The following is a 23,466-nucleotide window of genomic DNA, read 5'->3' on the forward strand; positions in this document are numbered from 1 at the left end:
TTTTATTTCAAACATTTACAGAAATACGCTATAAGCACCTTATCCTTCCATCACTTTTCTTTAATCTTTAATTTGTATTTAAATCATTTTATTTAAAAATACCAAAATCTATTTTCAAAATATTCATTTTATATTTCACGTATTTCCAATTCTTTCCTTTCCTCATCCTTTATCAATTGAGAATGAGCAGAATCTAATCATCAAATCTTCGATTATCACCATACAAAAACTTTCAAAGCACACTCCACTCTATAGGGTATGAATTACCAAATTTATGCATTTACAGCGGAAATGTCTCCCCTAAATGGGGCGAAATTTGCTATATTTAGCGTTTTTCCGCGACATTTATTTCGGTAACTATGAATACGGCAATACAAGCAGCTCTTGATCATGCGGTGCAATCCCTTCAACAACAAGGGGTACTTCCTTCAGATTGGACAAACACGAGCCATTTAACCCGTACCAAAGACCGAAGTCACGGTGACTTTGCTTCAAATATTGCAATGATCGGCTCAAAAGCAGCAGGTATGAAACCTCGCGATCTTGCTGAAAAAATCTTAGCGGCATTACCTGAAGTGGCTGATATCACCAAAGCTGAAATTGCTGGTCCTGGTTTTATCAACTTCTTTTTAAATGCAGACCAACGTTTTGCTGTACTTGATCAAATTCAAGCACAAAAAGATCAATATGGTCGCAGTCAAGCTAATGCAGCCAAGAAAATCCAAGTTGAATTTGTCTCTGCAAATCCGACCTCTAGCCTACACGTGGGTCATGGTCGTGGCGCAGCATACGGTATGACCGTTGCAAACTTATTAGAAGCAACTGGCGCTAAAGTTGATCGCGAATACTATGTCAATGATGCTGGTCGCCAAATGGATATTTTGGCAACATCGACCTATTTACGTTATTTAGAGCTTACAGGTCAAACACTGGTCTTCCCTAAAAATGCATACCAAGGCGACTATGTAAAAGAGATCGCTCAAAGCATTATTGATGAAGATGGCGATGCGCATGTACGCCCTGTTGCCGATATCTATAAAGATGTTCCTGAAGATGTTCAATACGCCGAAGAACTTGATGCGGAAGGCAATAAAGTTGTCCTTTCAGGCGACAAAGAGAAACATATCGATGGTTTAATCGCAAACTCGCAACAACAGTTAGGCGTAGGCTATCGTGTTTTCCATCAAGCAGCTTTACACGCGATCTTAGATGACATCAAAGATGATCTTGCTGACTTTGGTGTGACCTTTGATAAATGGTTTAGCGAAGCATCATTGACAGAAAAGATTGATGAAGCATTAGCAACACTTGATCAGCGTGGTTTCCTCTACGAAAAAGATGGCAACATCTGGTTCAAATCGACAGAATTTGGCGATGAGAAAGACCGTGTTGTTAAACGTCGTAATGGTCAAACTACTTATTTTGCATCTGATATTGCTTACCACCTAAATAAACTACAACGTGGCTATACAGACCTCATTGATATTTGGGGCTCTGACCACCACGGTTATATTTCACGTGTGAAAGCTGCAATCGACGCAATGGGTTATGACTCAAAGAAACTAACTGTACTTTTAGTTCAATTCGTCAGTTTATGGCGTGGCGGTGAGATGGTACAAATGTCATCTCGTTCAGGTCAGTTCGTGACTTTACGTGATTTGCGTAAAGAAGTCGGCAACGATGCGGCGCGTTTCTACTACGTGATGCGTAAATCTGAACAACACATCGACTTTGATTTAGACCTTGCAGTTTCACAAAGTAAAGACAATGCTGTGTATTACATCCAATACGCACATGCGCGTGTCAACAGTATCCTTAACCGTGCTAAAGAAAAAGAAATTGCATTTGATGTCGCATCTGCACGCCAAGTTGCTGATCTTTTAACTTTAGACACAGAAACAGAAATTCTAGCGAAATTAGCAGCTTATCCTGAGATTGTTATTCGTGCAGCAAACGTGTGTGAACCACACCAAATCGGCAATTATTTGAAAGATTTAGCAGCACTATTTCATGGTTGGTATGCTCAAGATGGCGTAAAATTTGTTGATGAAACAAATATTCCGTTGTCTCAAGCACGTTTACTACTTTCAGTTAACGTACAGCAAGTATTACGCAACGGTTTAGAGCTTTTAGGGGTGTCTGCACCTGAAGCCATGTAATAAAGTGAAGCGAGAGCTTTACACATGGCTGCAAGACAAGAGCTATGCTCGCGTAGTGATGTAATCAGCAAAGTAATGCTTTGTACATCGTCGCAAGACAATGGCTATGCCCGCGTAGCGATGTAATTAGCAAAAGCTATGCTCAAAACAATGTTGCTCGCCAGCATTTTGATATCGTCATTCGTTTGCTATTGCTTTCTCAACCGCTTCACTAGACGATATATTGATAAAAATACGACAAACAAAGCATTATTTTTTACAGATAGTGCTTTGTTTCTCAGAAGATTCAAGTTACAAATAACATAATAGGATCAAGAGGAATTTCAGGTGTTTGGAAAAACGCAACGTGGTGTATCTGAACGACCAAATAAGCCCAAGAAACCACTTATTCCCAAGTGGCTAGGAATGCTTGTGGCAATTCTAGCGATCCTATGTGTTGCCGTTATGCTGATGCTTTGGCAACCTTGGCAACCCGTCCCGACAAAAACACAAGTGACCTCTGAACATTATCAAGAAGAAGATACCAACAAGGATTATCGCTTCTATGATTTACTACCGCAGCAACAAGTTACGCCTATTCCTGAACAAGCTGTTCCTGAAACCAAGCAAGAAGGCAACGTGGTCATTATTGAATCACCTAAGCCTGAAACTACGACAACCGAAGATTCAGCAACACTAACACCAACTGAGCCGACTACACCCGTCGCAGCAACTTATATTTTACAAGTTCGTAGTTATCCTGATCCTGATAGTGCTGATGCACGACGCGCGGAGATTATTTTGAATGGCTTGTCTGCGGATGTGGTAAAAACTGTCGAAAATGGTCAAACATGGTATCGTGTTTTTTCAGGGCCTTATGATAGCCAAGATGCTGCTTTAGCCGCACAACAAACACTACAACATAGCGGAATTGATTCAATCGTGATTAAACGTTAATCAAAAGATAGAACATAAAAAAGGAACGATAAATCGTTCCTTTTTTGTTTTGATCACCACATTATGAGCATTCGGAATCAAGGCTTTTTTGTTCAGCTTTTTGAAAGGCTGAACGCTGTTGAATACGCTGTACAAATGCTTGAATATTAGGATATTTTCCATGTAAACGCTTTTGTAATGCAATCAATGGAAATGCCATCTGAATATCGGCAAATGAAAATTCACCTGCAAAGTAATCATGCTTTGATAAATATTGCTCAAGATACAAAATATGTTCTTTGACACGAGGACGGACAAATCCAGCCTTTACCCCATCAGTAATCTTTTCTGCAACTGGTCGAACTATCCAAGGCACATGCTTGCTGACATTATTCATCACCAAGGTCATAACCAATAAAGGCATGAGAGAGCCTTCTGCATAATGCATCCAATAATAATATTGGCGCTGATCTTTCACATCTTGCGGTCTAAATTGTTGTTGCTGATCATAGCGTTGCTGCAAATAATCCAAGATCACAGCAGATTCAACAATCACATCACCATCATCAACTAAAATTGGCGCTTTCCCAAGCGGATGAATTTGCTTGAGATCTTCTGGAGCTGCGTAACTTGAGGTCCTTTGATAAAGCTCAACTTGATAATCATCGATACCAAGTTCCTCTAACGCCCACAATATTCGGAATGAACGAGAACATTGTAGATAATGTAAGGTAATCATTTTTGTGCCTGCTTTGTGCTACGCAACTGCCGTTTTTAGTCCCTCTAACAGTTGCGTTTAGAATTATGTTTTGCCAAAGCACAATAGCACTATCAACTTAAAGAATCATGGTCTGAATGTCTAAACTACGTAACAAAGTTTTAGTAACAGGGGTTTTGCTACAGACATTGAGAAGTTTTTCTTTTAAGTCTTGTGAAATAGGTTGTTCAAATATTACTCGACGCTCAATATGCTCTTGCTGCTCACGATTGGTATAGAAATCGACCTCCACTGCAAACTCCCCCAACTCGATTTCCTTATGTTGTGCATACATCCGCATAGTGATCATGGTACATGATGCTAAACTTGCTGTTAGAAAATCATAAGGTGCTGGCCCAGTATCATGACCACCAAAAGATTCGGGTTTATCTGTCAAATAATGATGTTTGCCACTTGTGACTTCACCTTTCCAAGGTTCAGCAAATGTTTGGACTTTTGAACTTGCGATAATACTCATTTTGAAGCCCTCATTTGCTCAGGCAATACAGGTGCTTCTAAACGCTTACCTTGATAATCAGCAATCTCGCCAAAACGTGCATCATGTTTAATCCAATCTTCACGAGCTTGTTGCAAATCCTCCATGGTGCGCCCAACGAAGTTCCACCACAGTAAGATCGGTGATTCAAATGGCTCACCACCAATCAATAGCACACGATGTCCTTGCGTCAGTTCAACTTCTATTTCCGTTAAACCTGTTTCCAACACCACCATATTATCAGCATCCAATTCATGCCCATTTACGCGTGCTGTCCCCTCTAATGCCATGAAGGCATATTCAAATTTTGGATTGAGTGGAATACGAGTTTTGGTGTTAGCTTGTGCCGTGAGATCTACACCAACCAATGGGCTATGAACTTGCACTGGTGAAACTGTCTCTAAGAAATCACCAACCAACACAGTAAATTCAACTTGATCTTTACTTACCACAGGCAATTCTGGATAGTGTTCAAACTTCGGATTCATATTGCGTTTATCATCAGGCAAAGCAATCCAAAGCTGCGCTGCATGCATCTTGGTTTCTGTATCTGGTGCAACTTCAGTATGTGAAATCCCATGCCCCGCAGTCATGAGATTGACCTGTTTTGGACGAATCAGTTGTTTAGAACCAAGGCTATCGGTATGCATCATGGTGCCTTCAATCATCCATGTAAATGTTTGCAAACCAATATGGGGGTGTGGCCCGACATCCAAACCATCTCCTGCAGGGAAACTCACAGGCCCAGCATGATCAAGGAAACACCATGCCCCAACTAAACGCTTATTGCGGCTAGGTAAAGCCCGCTTAATCACTGTCCCCTTGCCAATTTCTGCGGAACGAATTTTAAAGTCTTGAATAAATTGATTGATGTAGGTTTCGCAGTCTTTTGAATCTGAAATATCGTAATCATTATTATTGCTCATGATCTCGCTCTCTTTTACCTATGCTATTGCAATGAGTTGTTTTATTGATCTTAACAACACAATCTAGCTTCTATATAGTCTTTTGGTAATACGCTGAGTGCCATCCATGAGACAATCCAAATTTCACTAATTCATTTCATTCCTAATACATTTAACCTTAAATACATTGATCTATATGACACTAGCTTATTGCGGTGTCATATCCACAATTAGGCTGGTTAAACGTCTTACTAATGGCAAGAAAATCAAGACCACGGGATAAGCAATCAACCATGAGAATAGCCAAGTTGAAAGCCATTTTATCGTAAAACCATCGATCAACCCGATATTCATCAATAAGTTAATGCATGATAATGTTGCACTCATCAGCCCTGACAATATCAATGGAATAATCCAAGCGGCGTATTTTGCAGGTAATTTAGAAAACAATGGCTTCTTTGTTTGTTGCACGCTATTTGCATCCATATTGATTAAGCCTATTTCTTTACATGTTGTTTTAGATTTTTCATGAATTGACCAAACTGCGGTAAGAACTCCTCGAATAATGGATGATCTTTATGTTCCAACATGACTTCACTAAAAAGCTTTAAGCCCACAGCAAAAGATTTAGTGGTTTGATCATCAAAAAATTTAGCACTTTTTAAGCGTTCAACAATTTGGAAAATATCATCATGATTGCCTGTGTAAAACTCTAAGCGCTCGGTGTACGTTGAAGCCTGCCCTTTGGCATCTTTTAAATGTTGCACGGTGACATGGTATTGATGTTGTTTCATGAGTTTTCTCTAAATTGATATTGGATAAAGTATTTATAAACGGCCAATTGCTATTGCTGCTTGGTCGATCTTTTCAGCAATTTGGTAAATCTGTTCTTGCTGTAAATCAGCAATATTGAGTTTTAGACGCAGTGCTGTTTTAAGGTTTTCCATTGCTCGATGAATCTCAATGAGCTGATCGTTATTATGAATTTCATGTCTAAGTCTTAGTTTTTCTAGCAATGCTAGAAGCTTATCTTGTTGCTCTTGTAAATAAGCCTCACCAAGCTGAGTGACTTGGTATTGCTTACGCTCTGCATCTAGCAATGAGATAAAATTCATTTCTTCCAAATTGGTTAATGTTGGATAAATCGTTCCCGCACTGGGCGTATATCCATCACCCACTAGATCACTAATTTCTTTAATAATTTCATAACCATGTTTTGGGCTTTGCTGAATGAGATGCAGCACTAACAGTTTCATGCGACCTGATTCAAACAAGCGTCCACGACGACCTGTTCGGTTATGCTCTCGATAATGTGAATCATGTTCGCCTTCATGATGATCTGATTGATGTTTCATCTTTATTTTTCTCATATTGCACAATTTATGAATATTAAGATATATCTTAAATAATCTTATGGCAAGTTAAGATATATCTTTTAAATTTTAAGATTTTGATATTTAATGAGTTATTTATTTTTAAGTAAGAGATTTAAAAGAATTAAGTAATAAAAATGAGCGACTAGGCGCTCTTTTTACTGGCAATAAGTATCAAAATTTTTTGTAAAGTAAATAAGTTATTCCAAACACAACCTTTCTACATTTTATAAAGTTCAAATTAATTTTATAAAGATTTGAAAAATTTAATTTATTTTAATATAACGCCCATTATGTGAAATGGATATGATAAGAGAGATTTACTAGTATTAGATAAGTTAAGTTTTTCGTAGCTTTAGAAATGAAATCAGTACGTATTTTTTGTTTATTATATTTCATTACCTTGAATATAACTTATGCAAAAACAGAGCAGGAATATATGAACCCAAATATTGAACAAATTACGGATTTTGCAACTCAAGGGGATGATGATTCTCAAGTAAAATTAGGACTTTTATATCTTCATGGAGTTGGCGTTGAGCATAATTATGAGCTAGCAAAAAAATGGTTTGACGAGGCTGCCAAAAAATCTAATAGAGATGCTGAATATAATTTAGGTGTGATGTATGAATATGGCGATGGCGTATCTCAAGATTATAAATTAGCAGCAGAATGGTATCAAAAATCCGCGGCTCAAGGGCGTGCTAATGCTCAATATAATCTAGGAAATTTTTACGCTAATGGGACGGGTGTTCCTCAAGATTATAATTTAGCTAGAAGTCTATTTGAACAGGCAGCAGCTCAGGGGCATGCTGATAGTGAATATAATTTAGGTGTGATGTATGAATATGGCGATGGTGTATCTCAAGATTATAAATTAGCAGCAGAATGGTATCAAAAATCTGCAGCACAAGGACATGCTAGTGCTCAATTTAATTTAGGCATTTTATATGTAAAAGGTCTAGGTATTCCTCAAGATTATAACTTAGCTAAAAGTTTCTTTGAACAGGCAGCAGCCCAAGGACATGAAAATGCCGAAATCATCATATCTCAATTAGCACCTTAGGATCATTTACAAAATTTTAAGATTTCTTAGATTTATATAGTACACCTTATACGAAATTAAGTTAGATTATTTAATAAATATCAAACACTTAATTCATTATAGAAAGCAAAAAGCCGACTTTTGTAAGTCGGCTTTTTTTAATCTATTTTAGAAAGCCCAAATTTACTCCCATTCAATCGTTGCTGGTGGTTTAGATGACACGTCATATACAACACGTGAAACATCTTTAATTTCGTTCATGATACGGGTTGAGATTTTATCAACCAATTCGTATGGCAAGTGAGCAAAACGCGCTGTCATAAAGTCAACGGTTTCAACCGCACGTAGTGCAATCACCCAGGCATAACGACGACCATCACCTACAACACCTACAGATTTCACAGGTTGGAATACTGCAAACGCTTGAGCAGTTTTGTCATACCAACCACTTGCACGAAGCTCTTGCATAAAGATGTCATCAGCAAGACGCAGAATATCTGCATATTCTTTTTTCACTTCACCCAAGATACGCACACCCAAACCTGGACCTGGGAATGGATGACGATAAATCATGCTATGAGGTAAACCTAAAGTTGTACCTAATTTACGAACTTCATCTTTAAACAAGTCACGTAATGGCTCAACAAGGTCAAACGCTAAATCTTCTGGTAAACCACCCACGTTGTGGTGTGATTTAATCACGTGTGCTTTACCTTGTTTGCTTGCAGCAGATTCGATCACGTCAGGGTAAATCGTACCCTGCGCCAAGAATTTCACGCCATCAAGTTTACGTGCTTCTTCAGCAAATACTTCGATGAATTCACGACCAATGATCTTACGTTTTTTCTCAGGATCAACTTCACCTGCCAACGCAGTTAGGAAACGCTCTTCGGCATCAGCACGAATCACACGGATACCCATGTTATCAGCGAACATTTGCATAACCTGATCACCTTCGTTTAAACGAAGTAATCCATTGTCTACAAATACACATGTAAGCTGATCGCCAATTGCCTTATGCAACAACGCAGCAACAACAGATGAATCTACACCACCAGACAAACCTAGAAGAACTTTTTCATCACCGATTTGTGCACGTAATTGTTCTACACGAAGGTCGATAATGTGTTCAGGTGTCCAAAGACCGCGACAACCACAAATCTTATGCACAAAGTTAGAAAGTAATTCAGCACCTTTCGCTGTGTGGGTTACTTCAGGGTGGAATTGCACACCATAGAAACGACGAGTTTCATCGCTTACCGCAGCAAATGGGCAGCTTGGTGTACTTGCAGTCACTTGGAAACCTTCAGGAATCGCGCTGACTTTGTCGCCATGGCTCATCCAAACATGCAATTGGTTTTCACGATCTTGTAAGTTACCAATCAATTGATCACGAACAACGATGTCAACTTCTGCATAACCAAACTCATGTACTGTACCCGGCTCTACTTTACCGCCAAGCTGTTCAGACATGGTTTGTAAACCATAGCAAATACCCAAAACTGGTACACCAAGTTCAAATACAACTTGAGGTGCGCGTGGGCTACCCTCTTCATGTACACTCTCAGGACCACCTGACAAAATAATCCCGTTCGGATTAAATGCACGAATGTCTTCTTCAGACATATCAAATGCAAACATTTCAGAGTAGACACCTGCTTCACGTACACGACGTGCAATGAGCTGGCTATATTGAGAGCCGAAATCCAAAATAAGGATACGATCTTCAGTAATTTGAGTATTGGTCGTCATGGCGAATCATAAAAGACAAATGAATTAAGCGCCATATTCTAACATTTTTCATGCATTGGCGCACCGCAATTCATCATCTATCTTACTTTTTAGATTTTGTTGTCAATTAGCACTGATATTTAAACTAAAATTTCACAGTAAAGAGTCTATTTAAGCGAGTTAAATCAACATTTCTTGTCAATTATGCTCAACACAAAACAAAAATTGGTGCTAAGATGATGAATCGAAAAATATGCATTACCATGGAAAGGTATTCAATCGAACTCATCGTTTCCTTTCATGTGATTGCGATGTCCTTGATACAAGGAAAACTAAAAATTCTAAAGATATTGGTGAACTGGCCAATGTCCTAAAATATTTCACTATCCTCTATCGCTTGCCCGACCACGAGCAACAATTAGGACTTGAAGGACCAATACAATAATGTTTCAAGAAATGATTGCGGATTTTCATCAGAATTTCTGGTTATATATTTCGATCCCATTTATTAGTGGCTTTATTGGTTATATAACCAAAGTGATTGCGATCCAAATGATGTTCGCACCACTTGAATTTAAAGGGTTTAGATTATTTGGTCTTCCAATTGGATGGCAGGGAATCGTTCCTCGTAAAGCAGAAAAAATGGCAACCACTGCGGTTGAACTGATGACCTCCAAGCTCATCAAACCTGAAGAAATTTTTGCACGATTAGATCCAAAGCGTATCGCACAAGAAATCGAAAAACCTCTCATGGCAGCTGCCGAAGATATTACCCGTGAAGTTGCGCAACAATATCAACCCGGTTTATGGGAAGGCATGCCAGAGTTTGCACGTCAAAAACTGATCAAACGTGTGCAAGCCAAAGCGCCTGAAATCGTTGAACATATCATGGGTGAAGTACAAAAAGATGTTGCTAAATACTTCGATATCAAACACATGGTCGTCAACAATCTGCTCAAAGATAAACGCCTCCTCAACGAAATCTTTAAAAAAGTCGGCAAACAAGAATTCAAATTTTTTAGTAATGTCGGCTTTGTTTTTGGTTTCGCAATTGGTGTTGTTCAAATGCTATGCTGGATCGTGACGCAAGGTAAATACCCATGGATGTTGCCAATGTTTGGTGGCTTTGTCGGTTTCTTCAGTGACTGGATGGCGCTACAAATGATGTTCCGCCCGTTATATCCAAAGAAAGTGCTGGGCTACACATGGCAAGGTTTATTCATTAAACGTCAAAACGAGGTTGCCGCAGATTATGCTGCTTTGATCTCAAAACAATTACTAACATCACGCAACATGATGGAAGAACTTTTCTCTGGGACGCACTCAGACAAAGTGATTGAATTAGTCAGCCGTCACGTCAAACAAGAAATTGATTTACAAGCAGGTATTGTGCGTCCATTGGTGGTTTATGCGATTGGTGGTGAGAAATACCAAAACCTTAAATCAGAAGTTGCTGAGCGTATTTTAAAACAGCTTCCAGATACTATGCGCTATGTTGAATCTTATGCTGAAGATGCAATGAATGTTCGTAATACACTGGTTGAACGGATGCAGAAACTTAGTCCTGAAGAGTTTGAAGGTATGCTCCGCCCTGCATTTAAAGAAGATGAATGGTCTTTGATTATTGTGGGTGCTGTGTTGGGTTTCCTTGTTGGGGAAATGCAAATTCACTTCATGTTATAAAAATTGCGATCATAAAAAAGGAAGCTGCTGCTTCCTTTTTTCTTGCTTAATGTGCAAGCTTTTCAACAGTGATCGCTTCAACATCTGTCGGTTTATAGCGATGTGTATCCACTTCGCCAACCACACGGACATGGTCTCCAACTTTTAAGCCAGCACGCTGCCAAATATCATCATCAATCTCGACACCAATCGTGCCACTTTTATCTTTTAATTCGTAATGATCACTCTTCACATGCTTGGTGATTTGCCCTGTCAGCGTCACACCTGTTTCATCAGCTAATTTAGCTATTTGACTCACGGTCACAACATTATTTAAAGCTTCTTTTAAAATAACATGATCATCTTTACCTGCCCATGATGGCGCAGATAAACCGAATAAAACTACAAAACCTAATCCTAGCAAGCTTCTTTTCATAACACTCTCTATTCTTTTAACACACTATTATCTAAACAGATTTATACTCGAATGTCGGCTTCGGTTTGTAATCAACCGTAATGTATAGATATGATAAACCCCACTGATGGAGTGGGGTCTCATACAACAATCAAGTGAATCTGTTATTTTTCAATCGCATGATCAAGACTAAAACGACCTGCGCCATGTAGCATCAAATAGAACAAACCACCTGACATTGCTAAGTTTTTCATAAAGTTGATTTGTTGCATTTGATCATCACCGCTATGGAAGATGAACGCAGTAATAATGCTAAACACGGCTAAGCCAAATGCTGCCAAGCGCGCTTGGAAACCAAAAAGTAACGCGAGACCACCACCAAACTCAACGAGAATCGTTAGAGGTAATAGCGCTCCCGGCACCCCCATTGATTCCATATAACCTGCTGTAGCACCATAAGCTGTTAATTTGCCCCAGCCAGCGATAATAAAGATATAAGCCATAAGAATACGGGCAACCAGCGTAACCACATTATCTACGCCTGATTGATTAACAATATTTTTTACAACAACATTCGGATTAAACATAATAAATTCCACACTGTTTGTTTTTTAACATGAGAACAGTTTATGTATCTTATAATTTGCAATAAACACCATATTTGTTAATGCATCATTCTATATTTAGAACAATATAGCTCAATTTATCAGCAAAATTCTTTATTTGTATCATCAACTAAAGTTACCAATTAATTTGCTTTTTATACTGACATTCTATAGATGCACTGCTAGGATTTAGTTCAAATTTATACTGCTCACACCTTCATGGAACTCATTGATTTTATTCTGCACGTTGACGAACATCTTTTAGAATTTATTACCAATTATGGCATCTGGATTTATGCCATTCTTTTTTTGATTATCTTTGTCGAAACTGGTTTAGTGGTTATGCCATTCTTACCGGGTGACAGCTTACTGTTTGCCGCTGGTGCGCTTGCTGCCTCTACAGGTGCAATGGATCCATGGTTACTTGGTGTTTTATTATTTATCGCTGCGGTATTGGGTGACACACTCAACTACCATATCGGTAAATATGTTGGCCCGCGCGTGTTTGAAACGAACTCTCGCTTAATCAATAAGCAACATTTGTTAAAAACACAAGAATTCTTTCAACGTCATGGCGGTAAAACCATTATTTTTGCTCGTTTTGTGCCGTTTGCACGAACCTTTGCGCCATTTGTTGCGGGCGCAGGCAGCATGAATTATAAGTTTTTCCTGACTTATAACGTGATCGGTGCATTCTGCTGGATTGCTTCTTTTATTACGCTTGGTTATTTATTCGGTAATATGCCAATCGTGAAAGATAATTTCACTCATTTAATTTTCGGTATCATCATTATCAGCGTATTACCGGGTGTGATTGGTTTTATCCGCCAAAAACTCAATAGCCGTAAAAGCCACAAAGCTTAATTTAGAAAAAACGAAACACCATTGGTAGCATACAAACGATTAATAACATTGCCGATCCTTTATATAAATGGTCGGCTTTGATTCCAATCAAACTTCCTGTCAATAATGCCCGTCCGAACATCATCCAAAATAAAGAAACTGGAATTAATACAAGGGTAAAGACACCTAATACCCATGCTGTATTTTCAACAGAGTTCCATGTTTCATCTGGAAATATCCCTGCTGCCAATAACAATGTCTTTGGGTTCTTGAGGGTTGATAAGAATAGTTGATACGTTTTGATTTGCTGATGATTTTGATAATGCTTCTGTAGATGTGAACTTTTCCATAAATGGAAAGCAAGCCACAATACATAGATCACACTACATACATGCAAAATGAGGTGTAAAGCAGGCCAAATCGGATCAAATAAATGAATGAAGAGTGCCCATAAACCAATACCATAAGTATAACCTAACCATTCCACTGGAATGAAAGACATGGTTTTAACAAAGCCGTGTTGATGTGTTGAACTGGCCAATAACGCATTCGTAGGTCCGGGAATGAGTAATACCGCTATCATCGCCAAAACAAAAAACCAACTCTCAATCATACAGATACCAAATGACCACACATGGTCGCAACCTTATACGAATTTGGTTCAAACAAACAAGTTTTAGCGGAAAAATGAACGATAAAAAGCAGAAAAATTAGAGGTTAAAAATCAATAAATTATTGTTATTATTACATTTAACTTGAAACATTTTGCTAAAATTTTGTTATTTATCACTCGTAAGATCACGAGTGATAAACCTGTTTTTGTTATGATTTTGGATGCGGCTTGACGATAATTGGACAACCTTTGAACTGCGCAGCCTGCACAATGGCATCTTGTTGACCTAAAACTTTCGAGAGTTCAGTGTTTTTGGTATTCATTGATTGACCCATATTCACCGAAATAGATGGCCCAAAGCCCCAACCACTACGACTACCCCAGCCACCGCCAAGTCCGACTCCCACACCGACACCTGTGCGTTTTGGTGTTTGTACACCATTGTCGATGTAAAGCTGAATACGGTTGTACTCAGCTTGTAACTGTTGGCAATTCAGCGCTTGATACTGTGTTGGAGAGACATAAGTCGGTTTAACCGTTGATGCACATGCACCTAATAACATCGTAGCTGCCAACACAGGCATCCAATATAAGCGTTTCATAAGATTCTCTTATTTCTTTGATTCAATCTCATTGAACAAAGTGACATAAGCAAGGGTCAACTTATGTTCAGATGCTAAGTGAATCAAGGGTAAATTCTTTTGATGTGATTCTTTCATTAATACAGACGGCGGTAACATTCCCTCTAATACAGGTAAGCCATCATCTTTCAACTGTTGAACCACTTCACGAGGTAATTTTGCTTGAGACTGGTACTGATTAACGACAATACCCTCAATCTCTAAGCGATCATTATGATCATCTTGGGTTTCGATAACATTTTCAATCAAAGTTTGTAACGCACGTTTCGAGAACACGTCACAATCAAATGGAATCAAGACACGGTCGGCCGCAATCAAGGCCGATAAAGTGAAGAAATTAAAGGCTGGCGGTGTATCGATATAGATACGATCATAGCGAGCACTGAGCGATTGAATCGAATCACGTAATTTATAAATCTTATGCTTACTTTCTAAAGCGTGCTCGAGCGCGCCTAAGCTTGGGCTTGCTGGAATCACATCCAAGTTTTCAAAAGAGGTGCGGTGCACATAGCTATCTAAGCCTTTACCGCGCGGTGCTTTTAAAATCGAGCCAATCGCATTGCCAATCAAGCCCTTTTGTTGCGTTGCACCTAGCACATCTTCAAAGAAATTTTCAATATTTGGCTCTAATGCCGCTTTATCCGCAGAGTATGTCGCATCTTCACCCAAAAGGTATTGGCTAGAGTTTGCTTGTGGATCAAGATCGATCACTAAGGTTCTAAAACCTTGTTTAGCACTAATAGCTGCTAAATTAATCGTAATACTTGATTTCCCTACACCACCTTTTTGGTTAAATACCACACGCGTTAACATGACTTCCCTCTACAAGATTTTTTTGTAAACTGCACGCAGTTTAACCTAGTGCCAAAACAATTACTAAAACAATGTCAAACAATTACGCAAAAACAGGTTTAATCATCACCAAGCCAAGGATACCTATCAAAGCCACTGTGCTGATCAATAATCCAGCACGGCGTTGTACCAACAAAACATTGCTATCTTGCTTGTAGGTTTTGCTCATGGATGACCATAGGACAAAAAATAAAATGACTTTGGCGTAGAACCATGGTTCAACTACAAAGTTCTTCATAAACAGTAAAACCGCGCCCGTAACAATGATCAGAGTCAGAGACAAATGTTGTAAACCGACTAAGCTTTTACGCGAGTTAATATTGGGTTGTTGACCCTGTACGCCAATAAACAATGTCGCTGCTCGAGCAACAAACACGAGAATCAATAAACTCACCGCAGACATATGCACAATCTTGGTAATTAAATGAGCATCCATAATCAATCCTTATGCCTTAGGTGCGTGTGCGCATTCAGGACTTGCAGGTGCTTGACCTTGCCACTCGCTTGGAACATAAGCGTGAATCGCTAATGCATGGATACGACCTGGACTCATGAGTTCGGCAGCAACCGCATAAATTTTTTGATGGCGTTGTACTAAGCGCAGACCTTGAAACTCTTCACTTACTACAATCACTTTAAAATGTGATTCTTTCCCCGGGAAATATCCACCATGCCCAGCAGACTCATTGATTACTTCAAGATGGCTAGGTGCTAATGTTTGTAAGCGTTCAATTAACTGTTGTTCTAAGTTCATCAGTCACTCTGTAAGGTCAGATTGAGATAGGCAATCATTATACATGACAGAAACAGCTCGGTCTGTTGGCATTTCACATGGCTTCAGCAGTGGCTAAATGACCATGAGCATTCAATTTTTTTCGGAAAATTCTCGACTTTTTCAGCTTTATTATGAAGAAGTGCTTTTATTTTATGCAATTAAACATTTTCTTTGCATAAAGTTGTTGACCCTTGTTTTGCTTAATGTATTATAGCTGGCACGCGGGAATAGCTCAGTTGGTAGAGCATAACCTTGCCAAGGTTGGGGTCGCGAGTTCGAGTCTCGTTTCCCGCTCCAGATTGGTTTTTTAAGTGTAAGTTTTAGTAAAAACTGCTCAATATGCGGGAATAGCTCAGTTGGTAGAGCATAACCTTGCCAAGGTTGGGGTCGCGAGTTCGAGTCTCGTTTCCCGCTCCAGATTGGTTTTTTAAGTGTAAGTTTTAGTAAAAACTGCTCAATATGCGGGAATAGCTCAGTTGGTAGAGCATAACCTTGCCAAGGTTGGGGTCGCGAGTTCGAGTCTCGTTTCCCGCTCCAAATTCAAAGGCCCTAATCGACATATTAGGGCCTTTTTCTATATGATACATTCACTTAGGAATGTTCAGTCATCTTTGCATCCATATCCAATCTTTTTTCGGAAGAATGAGCATGTTGGCTAGAATAATGCTTATCCCTCGGCATAAAACTTGTCGCAATAATCGCAACAATAGCCATTGATCCGATATACAGCATAATGAGATAAGGATTTCCTCCACCTATGCTCAATAATTTTGTAGCGATCAATGGTGCAATCCCACCGCCAAGAACTCCCGCCAACTGTACCGAAATCGAGATTCCGCTATAGCGGATTTCCGCAGGGAACTGACGTGCGAATAACTGTGCTTGGGGTGCATACATAATCGGAAAAACCACACCGATTGCCAAGACAATTGCCGTCCAAACCAAGACAGGGTCTTTGGTATTGAGCATACTAAAGAATGGATAGCTATAGAGCGCCAACACACATAGCCCAAACATGAACATATTGCGTTGACCGACTTTATCTGACAAATGTCCGCATAACGGCGTCATAAATAAAATCACCACAGCACCGCACATCGTTGCGAATAAAATGTCTTGTCGTGGAACACCAAGCTGAGTCGTGGTGTACGCCAAGGTAAAGGTTGAAGCAAGATAAAACCAAGCATTTTCAGCAGCACGCGCTAGAATAATAGAAATCAATTGCTTCGGATGTTGTTTAAATACTTGTAAAGCAGGAATTTTAACCTCTTCCGCCTGCTGTTTTACTTTTTCAAAATCAGGTGACTCTGGCACTTTAACACGGATATACCAACCCACTGCCAGCAAGACAATACTTGCAAGGAAAGGAATACGCCAACCCCAACTGAATAATGCTTGTTCGGGTAATAATGAGACTAATCCAAGTGCAACTGATGCGAGTAATAAGCCGCCACCTGTACTGGCTTGAGGTAAACTGCCCCAGAAACCTTTACCACCTTCGGGTGCATGTTCAACGGCCATGAGTACCGCACCGCCCCATTCACCACCCATCGCCATACCTTGAATAAATCGTAAGACGACTAAGCAAATTGCAGCCCAATATCCAATAGACTCATAAGTCGGTAACAGTCCAATCAGTACCGTCGGAATCCCCATCAACATTAATGTTAATAACAACATGGATTTACGACCGATTTTGTCACCAAAATGACCAAATACCAAACCACCAAGAGGCCGTCCAATAAAACCCACAGCATAGGTGCCAAATGCGGCAAGAACGCCTGTCAGAGGATCAAGATTTGGGAAGAATAATTTATTAAAAATCAGCGCTGCTGCCGCACCATAGATAAAAAAGTCATACCACTCAATCGTAGTTCCGACCATACTGGAGATACCCGCCAATCGATGGGATGACTTTTTAGAATTTGAACCGTTTCCATGTAATGTTTGCATCTTCATTTTCCTTTCTTGGAAATTTTTATTCTGAATTTTTATCCTTATGGTCCTATTGAACCATAAGCGAATTGCATGTCTGTTACTCTCCTTTAAGATCAATTCAATGGGTGAGTGATTAGCTCAATTTTTCTAAAATTTGCTCAAGTTCAAGATTCTGTTTTTTCCATTGTGGTTGTTTGTCCTTATCAACAATCAACGCACGTACACCCTCAATGAAATCGCCATGTTCGAACCAAATATCCTGCAAATCACGCTCAAGTTGCATGCATTGCTGCAATGACAATCCGCGTCCGAGATGTTGTAGCTTTAAACTGGTCTGTTTAGCGATAAATGAGCGTTGTTGTAGGAGATTAAGCATTTTGCTTGCCCACAGCTGCAATTTCTCATCTTGTTCATTCGCCAGACTTTGCTCAATTTCATCCAAATGCTGGAAACCAAAATGTTGACGAATGGCATCCGACAACTGTTTTAGCTCACTCTCCGCAGGGCGTGTAATAAAGCAACTGACAATGTGTTCGATATTTTGTTGATTAAGACTGCCTTCAGCGATCAGTGCATCTTGTAAGGCTTGAAGTTTTTCACTAGGTACATGGTAATCGATCAGGTCTAAATAGAGCGCATCGCTACTACTGATTTGCTCGCCTGTGATCGCCATATAAACGCCAATATCATCTAATCGAGATAGAAAATGGGTCGCTCCCACATCGGGGAAAAAACCAATTGCTGTTTCAGGCATCGCAAAACGGGACTTTTCGCTACTCACAATAATGTGGCAGGCTTGTGCTAAACCAAATCCGCCACCCAAGACATAACCATCCAGCAAAACCACCACTGGCTTTTCATATTCGCGGATTGTGGTCAGCATTTGATATTCGGCACTAAAATAAACTTGGTGATCTGCCGTGCCTTTTTGATAGCTATCATAGAGATAACGAATATCTCCACCTGCACAGAAAGCTTTTGGACTATTCGACTTGATCAAAACTGCTTGAATAGCTGCATCATTTCGCCAAAGTTCGAGTTGTGTACGAATCCCTTCGATCATTTCTAAAGATAACGCATTCAAATGTGTTACCCGATCTAAGCTGATGATGCCAAGAGCACCTTGCTGCTCAATGATGAGATGTTCTGTATTCATTTTTATCGTTCTCTTTATTGATTTTTAAAGTTTGCCTGCCGCTTTTCAACAAACGCTTGCATGCCTTCTTTTTGATCCGCAGTCGCAAAAATCGAATGGAACATACGTCGTTCAAAGCGTAAGCCCTCAGTCAGATTGACTTCAAATGCACGATTAATGGTTTCTTTCAACATCATGTTGGCAGTGAGTGAGCGTGTCGCAATTTGTTCAGCAGCTTTTAGCGTTTGTTCGAGTAAATCTTCTTTATTGAATACTCGCGCAACCAGACCACTTAACTCTGCTTCCACAGCACCCATTTGACGTGCTGTCAAACACATTTCCATGGCTTTGGCTTTACCAATCGCATGAGTTAAACGTTGCGTACCACCGATCCCAGGAATCACACCCAAAGTGACTTCAGGCAACCCAAATTTGGCATTCTCAGCACAATAGATAAAGTCACACATCAATGCCAATTCGCAGCCACCGCCCAAAGCATAACCACTTACTGCGGCAATCAGAGGTTTACGACGTTGAGCAATTCGATCTGCAAGATGAAAAAAATCATCAAAATAAATATCAGGAAAATTCAGCTGTGCCATTTCCTTAATATCCGCCCCCGCTGCGAATGCTTTTTCAGAACCAGCCAACACCATACAACCAATCTCACGATCCTTTTCCAGTTGGTCGAGGGCTTGATTCACTTCACTGATCAATTCACTGTTTAGCGCATTTAAGGCTTTAGGACGATTGAGGGTAATTAACCCAACACCATTACGCTTTTCCAAGAAAATAGTTTGCCACTGCATCATTCAATCCTTGTTTGAGTTTTATAGACTACGTGCGATCACTAAACGTTGAATATCGCTAGTACCTTCATAAATCTGACAAATTCGTGCATCACGATAAATTCGCTCGATTGGAAAATCTTTCAGATAGCCATAACCACCAAAAACCTGTAAGGCACTTGAACAGACACGCTCTGACATTTCAGAAGCAAATAATTTGGCCATTGATGCTTCATTCAAACAAGGCTGACCCGCTTCTTTGAGACGTGCAGCATAATGAACCAGTTGTCTTGCAGCTTCGATCTCTGTTGCCATACTGGCAAGACGGAAGGCAATCGCTTGATGCTCGAAAATTGGTTTACCAAATGTCAGACGTTCTTTGGCATAGTGTGTTGCTTCTTCTAAAGCTGCACGCGCCAAACCCACTGCTTGTGCTGCAATTCCGATACGACCGCCTTCTAAATTGGCAAGTGCAATTTTCAGACCCTCGCCTTCTTTACCCAACATCAAACTTTTATGCACACGTACATCGGTCAAAGCAATCTGACAGGTATCCGAAGCATGTAAACCTAATTTCTCTTCGACACGAATGACCTCATACCCGGGTGTATCACGTGGCACGAGAAAGGCGCTAATACCCTTTTTACCTGCGCTCGGATCAGTCACGGCAAAGACGATAATCACCCCTGCATTATGACCCGAGGTAATAAACTGCTTTGCGCCATTCAGAATATAATCATCACCATCTTTAACTGCGCGAGTTTTGATGGCTGCAGCATCCGAACCTGTGTGTGGTTCGGTTAAAGCAAATGCTCCGATCATTTCTCCTTGGGCTAAGGGCTTTAAAAAGCGTTCTTTTTGCTCGTCATTACCAAACTTTAAAATCGGTACACAGCCCACCGAATTATGTACGCTCATAATGGTCGACGTTGCACCATCAGCCGCAGCCACTTCTTCCAGTGCCAACACATAGGCCAAATTGCCCGTATCTGACCCACCCCATTGCTCTGTAACAAGCATCCCCATAAAACCAAGCTGCCCCATTTGCGCTAGTGCTGCTTTGGGAAAAGTGCCATCACGATCCCAATCGCTGGCATTTGGTTTAATTTGTTCTTGAGCGAAGCTTTTCGCCATATCACGAATTAACAATTGTTCTTCAGTAAATTGCATCGTTACTTCCTTTATCCTGCTTTTGCTTGTTGCTTAGCAATTTCCTGATTACGCAATAAAAAACGTTGAATCTTGCCACTTGGTGTTTTGGGTAATTCCGTTACGAACTCAACCAGACGCGGATATGCATGTGCAGAAAGACGTTTTTTCACAAACTGACTGAGTTCCTCAGCAAGTGTAGCGGTAGACTGCACCCCTGTAGCCAAAATCACAAAGGCTTTCACCAACTCGGTACGATCTGGATCAGGCACGCCGATTACAGCAGCCTCGATAACGGCATCGTGTTCCAACAACGCACTCTCAACATCGAATGGGCCAATTCGATAACCTGATGTAGTAATCACATCATCACTACGCCCAACGAAACTCATGCTGCCATCACTGTGCAGTTCAGCGGTATCACCTGTTAAGTAATAATGACCAACAAAAGGTGATTTGCGACTTTCTTTATAGCCACCAAACCACATCATCGGCGATTGGCTAATATCCACTGCTAGAATCCCAGCAGTATCAGGCGGGAGTTCCTCACCCTGTTCATTGACAACTGCAATTCGATAGCCCGGACTAGGGAATCCTGCCGCACCCTCACGGATTTCATGATCTAAACCATGATGGTTACACACCACCATGCCCACCTCAGTTTGTCCGTAATGGTCATAAATCGGTGCATCAAGTACCTGTCTAAACCAACGGATCACTTCAGGATTGAGCGGTTCTCCTGCACTACTGACGACACGAAATTGTCCTTTTAACGCTGCCATTTGTGCGGGATCGGCAGCCATCATCATGCGATAAGCCGTTGGTGCTCCTGCCAAATTAGTAATCTGATAGTCCTTCACGATTTGACACAGACTATCGGTGCTAAAGCCACCTTCGTAGAACAAAGTTGCATGCCCTAAGAATAACGGCCCAGTAATAGCGTAATACAAACCATAAGCCCAACCCGGATCAGCAATATTCCAAAACGCATCATCTTCAGTTAAGCCAATCGCATCTTGCATATATCGACCAAAAGCAAGTAAGGCTTTCAAAGGCACTTCAAGTGGTTTGGCTGGCCCAGTTGTCCCAGAGGTAAACATCAATAAAAAGGGATCTTGAATATTACGCATGACCAATTCACATTGATTAGACTGCTGATTTAAAACTTGCCAAAAGTTAAAATCACTTGGATTAAGCACTGAACCTTCAGCATCAGCAACCGTCACAATCGCTGGGCAATGTTCAACCTCATCAAGCTTGCTGCGATTGACCACATCCGTCACCACCAACTTACTTTGTGCAAGCTGAATACGATGTTCGATCGCTTTCGGGCCAAATGCCGTAAACAGCGGTTGATATACGGCACCAATTCGCCACGCAGCAAAGATCGTGACCAATAATTCAGGGGTTCTTGGCAATAATCCCGAAATACGATCGCCTGCCTGCACGCCTTGAGATTTTAAAAAGTTAGCAAATTGGCTCGACCATTGTTGCAATTGACGAAAGGTATACTGCACCTTACGCCCATCTTTGCCTTGCCAATACAACGCCACTTTTTCACCATCTACATGTCGGTCGCAACACTCAAAACACGCATTGAGTGCATCTAACGAACCTGACAGCATTTTTTGAGCCGTACTTTCAAAATCAAAAGTTTGTGCCACATCTTTATAATTGAGCATCTCTATTCCCTCAGTCTGGATTTGTTGTTATTTACGACAGAGTTTCATTTATTGATTGAAAAGCCATCCTATGGCTTTGTATTGTTTAAGCTTCTTCAGGCAAATATTGGTGAATAATGCTCGAAAAATCTAAATGTGCATTTCCACGCATACACATTTGTTGATAGAGCTGCTGCACCATACCGCCTAATAGAATGGGCTGTTTGACCTGACCTGCGGCTTCAACAGCAAGACCTAAATCTTTCAACATCAGTTGTGTCGCGAAACCGTCTTGATAGCCACGAGAAGCTGGAGCATTTTCGCTAATATGCGGCCACGGATTACACACATCCGAACTCCAACAGCGCCCACTTGATGTATTGATTACGCCAGCCAACGCTTTTGGATCAATGCCAAGCTTCACACCGAGTGCCATGCCCTCAGCCACAGCAGTCATGGAAATACCGAGAATGAGGTTATTGCAGATTTTGGCAATTTGCCCAGCACCAACATCGCCACAGTGGATGACATTTTTCCCCATATGACCAAGCACTGCTTTAGCCGCTTGATAGGTGGACTCATCTGCGCCCACCATGAACGTTAACGTACCTGCCTGAGCACCAATGGTTCCGCCAGAAACAGGAGCATCACAAATCTTGATATTTTTACTGTGTGCAATCTCAGCAATATCTTGAATGGTTTTAGGGTCGATCGTGCTGCTGTCAATACATAAAGCACCTGCTTTCAATGTTTCCAGCACACCATGTTCTCCGAGATAAACCTCTTTGACATGCTTTGCAGCAGGTAACATGGTAATCACTACATCCGCTTGTTTGGCAGCTGCTTGTGGACTGTCGCACACCACACCACCTGCTTCGGCAAAGTGCTGATTGGCTACTTCACTCAGGTCATAACCATAAACTGTAAGCCCTGCTTTGAGCAGGTTGTGGGCCATTCTGCCGCCCATATTTCCTAAACCGATAAAGGCAATATTCATCCCTGATTCCC

General features: G+C 40.6%; 25 protein-coding genes and 3 tRNA genes. 8 read left to right on the top strand and 20 right to left on the bottom strand.

Going from position 1 to position 23,466, the window contains the following annotated elements:
- Window positions 1-359 precede the first annotated feature (359 nt).
- Window positions 360-2,159 carry an arginine--tRNA ligase gene (gene argS, locus F959_RS15565; protein ID WP_004882017.1) on the top strand — a complete coding sequence of 600 codons (1,800 nt, stop codon included), beginning with the start codon at window positions 360-362 and terminating at the stop codon, window positions 2,157-2,159.
- Window positions 2,160-2,486: 327 nt separating this feature from the next.
- The gene (locus F959_RS15570; protein WP_004882018.1) at window positions 2,487-3,095 is read left to right on the top strand and encodes an SPOR domain-containing protein; all 609 of its coding nucleotides are present in this window, start codon (window positions 2,487-2,489) and stop codon (window positions 3,093-3,095) included.
- 61 nt (window positions 3,096-3,156) lie between these two features.
- On the opposite strand, the gene F959_RS15575 is transcribed toward F959_RS15570, so the two are convergent.
- The 6 genes from F959_RS15575 to F959_RS15600 all read right to left on the bottom strand — a co-directional run bounded on the left by F959_RS15575 (window position 3,157) and on the right by F959_RS15600 (window position 6,587).
- Window positions 3,157-3,813, bottom strand: coding sequence for a glutathione S-transferase (locus F959_RS15575; protein ID WP_004882021.1), 657 nt, complete (start codon window positions 3,811-3,813; stop codon window positions 3,157-3,159).
- A 97-nt stretch (window positions 3,814-3,910) separates the two neighbouring features.
- A complete protein-coding gene (locus tag F959_RS15580) occupies window positions 3,911-4,309 on the bottom strand; it encodes an OsmC family protein (protein ID WP_004882022.1) in 399 nt (132 codons plus the stop codon).
- Window positions 4,306-5,253: a pirin family protein gene (locus F959_RS15585; RefSeq protein ID WP_004882023.1), complete on the bottom strand. Its 948-nt coding sequence runs from the start codon at window positions 5,251-5,253 to the stop codon at window positions 4,306-4,308. The genes F959_RS15580 and F959_RS15585 overlap by 4 nt, the downstream gene beginning before the upstream one ends.
- Window positions 5,254-5,439: 186 nt before the next feature.
- Complete coding sequence (locus F959_RS15590; protein ID WP_004882025.1) at window positions 5,440-5,718, bottom strand: DUF2798 domain-containing protein; 279 nt, start codon at window positions 5,716-5,718, stop codon at window positions 5,440-5,442.
- A gap of 11 nt (window positions 5,719-5,729) precedes the next feature.
- Window positions 5,730-6,026, bottom strand: coding sequence for a DUF3861 domain-containing protein (locus tag F959_RS15595; RefSeq protein WP_004882027.1), 297 nt, complete (start codon window positions 6,024-6,026; stop codon window positions 5,730-5,732).
- Window positions 6,027-6,059: 33 nt separating this feature from the next.
- Window positions 6,060-6,587, bottom strand: a complete 528-nt coding sequence (locus tag F959_RS15600; RefSeq protein WP_004882029.1) for a PadR family transcriptional regulator — start codon at window positions 6,585-6,587, stop codon at window positions 6,060-6,062.
- Window positions 6,588-6,966: 379 nt separating this feature from the next.
- On the opposite strand from F959_RS15600, the gene F959_RS15605 reads away from it, so the two are divergent.
- Complete coding sequence (locus F959_RS15605) at window positions 6,967-7,671, top strand: tetratricopeptide repeat protein (protein WP_004882031.1); 705 nt, start codon at window positions 6,967-6,969, stop codon at window positions 7,669-7,671.
- Between the two features lie 162 nt (window positions 7,672-7,833).
- Here F959_RS15605 and guaA read toward each other — a convergent pair whose 3' ends face one another.
- Window positions 7,834-9,402: a glutamine-hydrolyzing GMP synthase gene (gene guaA, locus F959_RS15610; RefSeq protein WP_004882034.1), complete on the bottom strand. Its 1,569-nt coding sequence runs from the start codon at window positions 9,400-9,402 to the stop codon at window positions 7,834-7,836.
- A gap of 435 nt (window positions 9,403-9,837) precedes the next feature.
- Between guaA and F959_RS15620 the strand changes: the two genes are divergently transcribed.
- Window positions 9,838-11,064 carry a DUF445 family protein gene (locus F959_RS15620; RefSeq protein WP_171054747.1) on the top strand — a complete coding sequence of 409 codons (1,227 nt, stop codon included), beginning with the start codon at window positions 9,838-9,840 and terminating at the stop codon, window positions 11,062-11,064.
- 46 nt (window positions 11,065-11,110) lie between these two features.
- On the opposite strand, the gene F959_RS15625 is transcribed toward F959_RS15620, so the two are convergent.
- Window positions 11,111-11,479: a NirD/YgiW/YdeI family stress tolerance protein gene (locus F959_RS15625; protein WP_004882037.1), complete on the bottom strand. Its 369-nt coding sequence runs from the start codon at window positions 11,477-11,479 to the stop codon at window positions 11,111-11,113.
- A 143-nt stretch (window positions 11,480-11,622) separates the two neighbouring features.
- The gene (locus F959_RS15630) at window positions 11,623-12,045 is read right to left on the bottom strand and encodes a DoxX family protein (protein WP_004882039.1); all 423 of its coding nucleotides are present in this window, start codon (window positions 12,043-12,045) and stop codon (window positions 11,623-11,625) included.
- Window positions 12,046-12,282: 237 nt separating this feature from the next.
- Here F959_RS15630 and F959_RS15635 point away from each other — a divergent pair, with 237 nt between their 5' ends.
- Window positions 12,283-12,927: a DedA family protein gene (locus F959_RS15635; protein WP_004882040.1), complete on the top strand. Its 645-nt coding sequence runs from the start codon at window positions 12,283-12,285 to the stop codon at window positions 12,925-12,927.
- 1 nt (window position 12,928) lies between these two features.
- On the opposite strand, the gene F959_RS15640 is transcribed toward F959_RS15635, so the two are convergent.
- From F959_RS15640 to F959_RS15660, 5 genes are all read right to left on the bottom strand, one after another.
- Window positions 12,929-13,519, bottom strand: a complete 591-nt coding sequence (locus tag F959_RS15640) for a LysE family translocator (protein ID WP_017196902.1) — start codon at window positions 13,517-13,519, stop codon at window positions 12,929-12,931.
- Between the two features lie 209 nt (window positions 13,520-13,728).
- Window positions 13,729-14,121 carry a hypothetical protein gene (locus F959_RS15645; RefSeq protein WP_004882044.1) on the bottom strand — a complete coding sequence of 131 codons (393 nt, stop codon included), beginning with the start codon at window positions 14,119-14,121 and terminating at the stop codon, window positions 13,729-13,731.
- 9 nt (window positions 14,122-14,130) lie between these two features.
- Window positions 14,131-14,973, bottom strand: a complete 843-nt coding sequence (locus F959_RS15650) for a ParA family protein (RefSeq protein WP_004882046.1) — start codon at window positions 14,971-14,973, stop codon at window positions 14,131-14,133.
- 82 nt (window positions 14,974-15,055) lie between these two features.
- Window positions 15,056-15,448 (bottom strand): SirB2 family protein, encoded by a 393-nt coding sequence (locus F959_RS15655; protein ID WP_004882049.1) that lies wholly within the window; start codon window positions 15,446-15,448, stop codon window positions 15,056-15,058.
- A gap of 9 nt (window positions 15,449-15,457) precedes the next feature.
- On the bottom strand, window positions 15,458-15,766 hold the full coding sequence (locus tag F959_RS15660; RefSeq protein WP_004882051.1) for a BolA family protein: 309 nt from the start codon (window positions 15,764-15,766) through the stop codon (window positions 15,458-15,460).
- Window positions 15,767-16,008: 242 nt separating this feature from the next.
- On the opposite strand from F959_RS15660, the gene F959_RS15665 reads away from it, so the two are divergent.
- The 3 genes from F959_RS15665 (at window position 16,009) to F959_RS15675 (ending at window position 16,324) form a co-directional block, all read left to right on the top strand.
- Window positions 16,009-16,084, top strand: a tRNA-Gly gene (locus F959_RS15665).
- Between the two features lie 44 nt (window positions 16,085-16,128).
- Window positions 16,129-16,204 (top strand) — tRNA-Gly (locus F959_RS15670).
- A 44-nt stretch (window positions 16,205-16,248) separates the two neighbouring features.
- A tRNA-Gly gene (locus F959_RS15675) sits at window positions 16,249-16,324 on the top strand.
- 54 nt (window positions 16,325-16,378) lie between these two features.
- Here the strand turns inward: F959_RS15675 and F959_RS15680 are convergent.
- From F959_RS15680 to mmsB, 6 genes are all read right to left on the bottom strand, one after another.
- Window positions 16,379-17,740, bottom strand: coding sequence for an MFS transporter (locus F959_RS15680; protein ID WP_004882052.1), 1,362 nt, complete (start codon window positions 17,738-17,740; stop codon window positions 16,379-16,381).
- 118 nt (window positions 17,741-17,858) lie between these two features.
- Complete coding sequence (locus F959_RS15685; RefSeq protein WP_004882055.1) at window positions 17,859-18,881, bottom strand: enoyl-CoA hydratase/isomerase family protein; 1,023 nt, start codon at window positions 18,879-18,881, stop codon at window positions 17,859-17,861.
- Between the two features lie 14 nt (window positions 18,882-18,895).
- Window positions 18,896-19,669 (bottom strand): enoyl-CoA hydratase, encoded by a 774-nt coding sequence (locus tag F959_RS15690; RefSeq protein ID WP_004882056.1) that lies wholly within the window; start codon window positions 19,667-19,669, stop codon window positions 18,896-18,898.
- 21 nt (window positions 19,670-19,690) lie between these two features.
- Entirely contained in the window at window positions 19,691-20,818 is a 1,128-nt protein-coding gene (locus tag F959_RS15695; protein ID WP_004882058.1) for an acyl-CoA dehydrogenase family protein, read from the bottom strand.
- A gap of 11 nt (window positions 20,819-20,829) precedes the next feature.
- The gene (locus F959_RS15700; protein WP_004882061.1) at window positions 20,830-22,479 is read right to left on the bottom strand and encodes an AMP-binding protein; all 1,650 of its coding nucleotides are present in this window, start codon (window positions 22,477-22,479) and stop codon (window positions 20,830-20,832) included.
- Between the two features lie 85 nt (window positions 22,480-22,564).
- Entirely contained in the window at window positions 22,565-23,455 is an 891-nt protein-coding gene (gene mmsB / locus F959_RS15705) for a 3-hydroxyisobutyrate dehydrogenase (protein ID WP_004882062.1), read from the bottom strand.
- Between the last annotated feature and the right edge of the window lie 11 nt (window positions 23,456-23,466).

The organism is Acinetobacter venetianus RAG-1 = CIP 110063, from assembly GCF_000368585.1.
GTDB classification, from domain to species: Bacteria; Pseudomonadota; Gammaproteobacteria; order Pseudomonadales; family Moraxellaceae; genus Acinetobacter; species Acinetobacter venetianus.

Bases quoted from the DNA above. Each gene is read 5' to 3' on its own strand.
- F959_RS15635 (WP_004882040.1), top strand. From the start codon at position 12,283: ATGGAACTCATTGATTTTATTCTGCACGTTGACGAACATCTTTTAGAA.
- F959_RS15690 (WP_004882056.1), bottom strand. From the start codon at position 19,669: ATGCAGTGGCAAACTATTTTCTTGGAAAAGCGTAATGGTGTTGGGTTA.
- F959_RS15660 (WP_004882051.1), bottom strand. From the start codon at position 15,766: ATGAACTTAGAACAACAGTTAATTGAACGCTTACAAACATTAGCACCT.
- F959_RS15700 (WP_004882061.1), bottom strand. From the start codon at position 22,479: ATGCTCAATTATAAAGATGTGGCACAAACTTTTGATTTTGAAAGTACG.
- F959_RS15640 (WP_017196902.1), bottom strand. From the start codon at position 13,519: ATGATTGAGAGTTGGTTTTTTGTTTTGGCGATGATAGCGGTATTACTC.
- F959_RS15695 (WP_004882058.1), bottom strand. From the start codon at position 20,818: ATGCAATTTACTGAAGAACAATTGTTAATTCGTGATATGGCGAAAAGC.
- F959_RS15645 (WP_004882044.1), bottom strand. From the start codon at position 14,121: ATGAAACGCTTATATTGGATGCCTGTGTTGGCAGCTACGATGTTATTA.
- argS (WP_004882017.1), top strand. From the start codon at position 360: ATGAATACGGCAATACAAGCAGCTCTTGATCATGCGGTGCAATCCCTT.
- F959_RS15575 (WP_004882021.1), bottom strand. From the start codon at position 3,813: ATGATTACCTTACATTATCTACAATGTTCTCGTTCATTCCGAATATTG.
- F959_RS15655 (WP_004882049.1), bottom strand. From the start codon at position 15,448: ATGGATGCTCATTTAATTACCAAGATTGTGCATATGTCTGCGGTGAGT.
- F959_RS15590 (WP_004882025.1), bottom strand. From the start codon at position 5,718: ATGGATGCAAATAGCGTGCAACAAACAAAGAAGCCATTGTTTTCTAAA.
- F959_RS15625 (WP_004882037.1), bottom strand. From the start codon at position 11,479: ATGAAAAGAAGCTTGCTAGGATTAGGTTTTGTAGTTTTATTCGGTTTA.
- F959_RS15605 (WP_004882031.1), top strand. From the start codon at position 6,967: ATGAAATCAGTACGTATTTTTTGTTTATTATATTTCATTACCTTGAAT.
- F959_RS15630 (WP_004882039.1), bottom strand. From the start codon at position 12,045: ATGTTTAATCCGAATGTTGTTGTAAAAAATATTGTTAATCAATCAGGC.
- F959_RS15685 (WP_004882055.1), bottom strand. From the start codon at position 18,881: ATGAATACAGAACATCTCATCATTGAGCAGCAAGGTGCTCTTGGCATC.
- F959_RS15580 (WP_004882022.1), bottom strand. From the start codon at position 4,309: ATGAGTATTATCGCAAGTTCAAAAGTCCAAACATTTGCTGAACCTTGG.
- F959_RS15585 (WP_004882023.1), bottom strand. From the start codon at position 5,253: ATGAGCAATAATAATGATTACGATATTTCAGATTCAAAAGACTGCGAA.
- F959_RS15595 (WP_004882027.1), bottom strand. From the start codon at position 6,026: ATGAAACAACATCAATACCATGTCACCGTGCAACATTTAAAAGATGCC.
- F959_RS15600 (WP_004882029.1), bottom strand. From the start codon at position 6,587: ATGAAACATCAATCAGATCATCATGAAGGCGAACATGATTCACATTAT.
- guaA (WP_004882034.1), bottom strand. From the start codon at position 9,402: ATGACGACCAATACTCAAATTACTGAAGATCGTATCCTTATTTTGGAT.
- F959_RS15650 (WP_004882046.1), bottom strand. From the start codon at position 14,973: ATGTTAACGCGTGTGGTATTTAACCAAAAAGGTGGTGTAGGGAAATCA.
- mmsB (WP_004882062.1), bottom strand. From the start codon at position 23,455: ATGAATATTGCCTTTATCGGTTTAGGAAATATGGGCGGCAGAATGGCC.
- F959_RS15680 (WP_004882052.1), bottom strand. From the start codon at position 17,740: ATGCAAACATTACATGGAAACGGTTCAAATTCTAAAAAGTCATCCCAT.
- F959_RS15620 (WP_171054747.1), top strand. From the start codon at position 9,838: ATGATTGCGGATTTTCATCAGAATTTCTGGTTATATATTTCGATCCCA.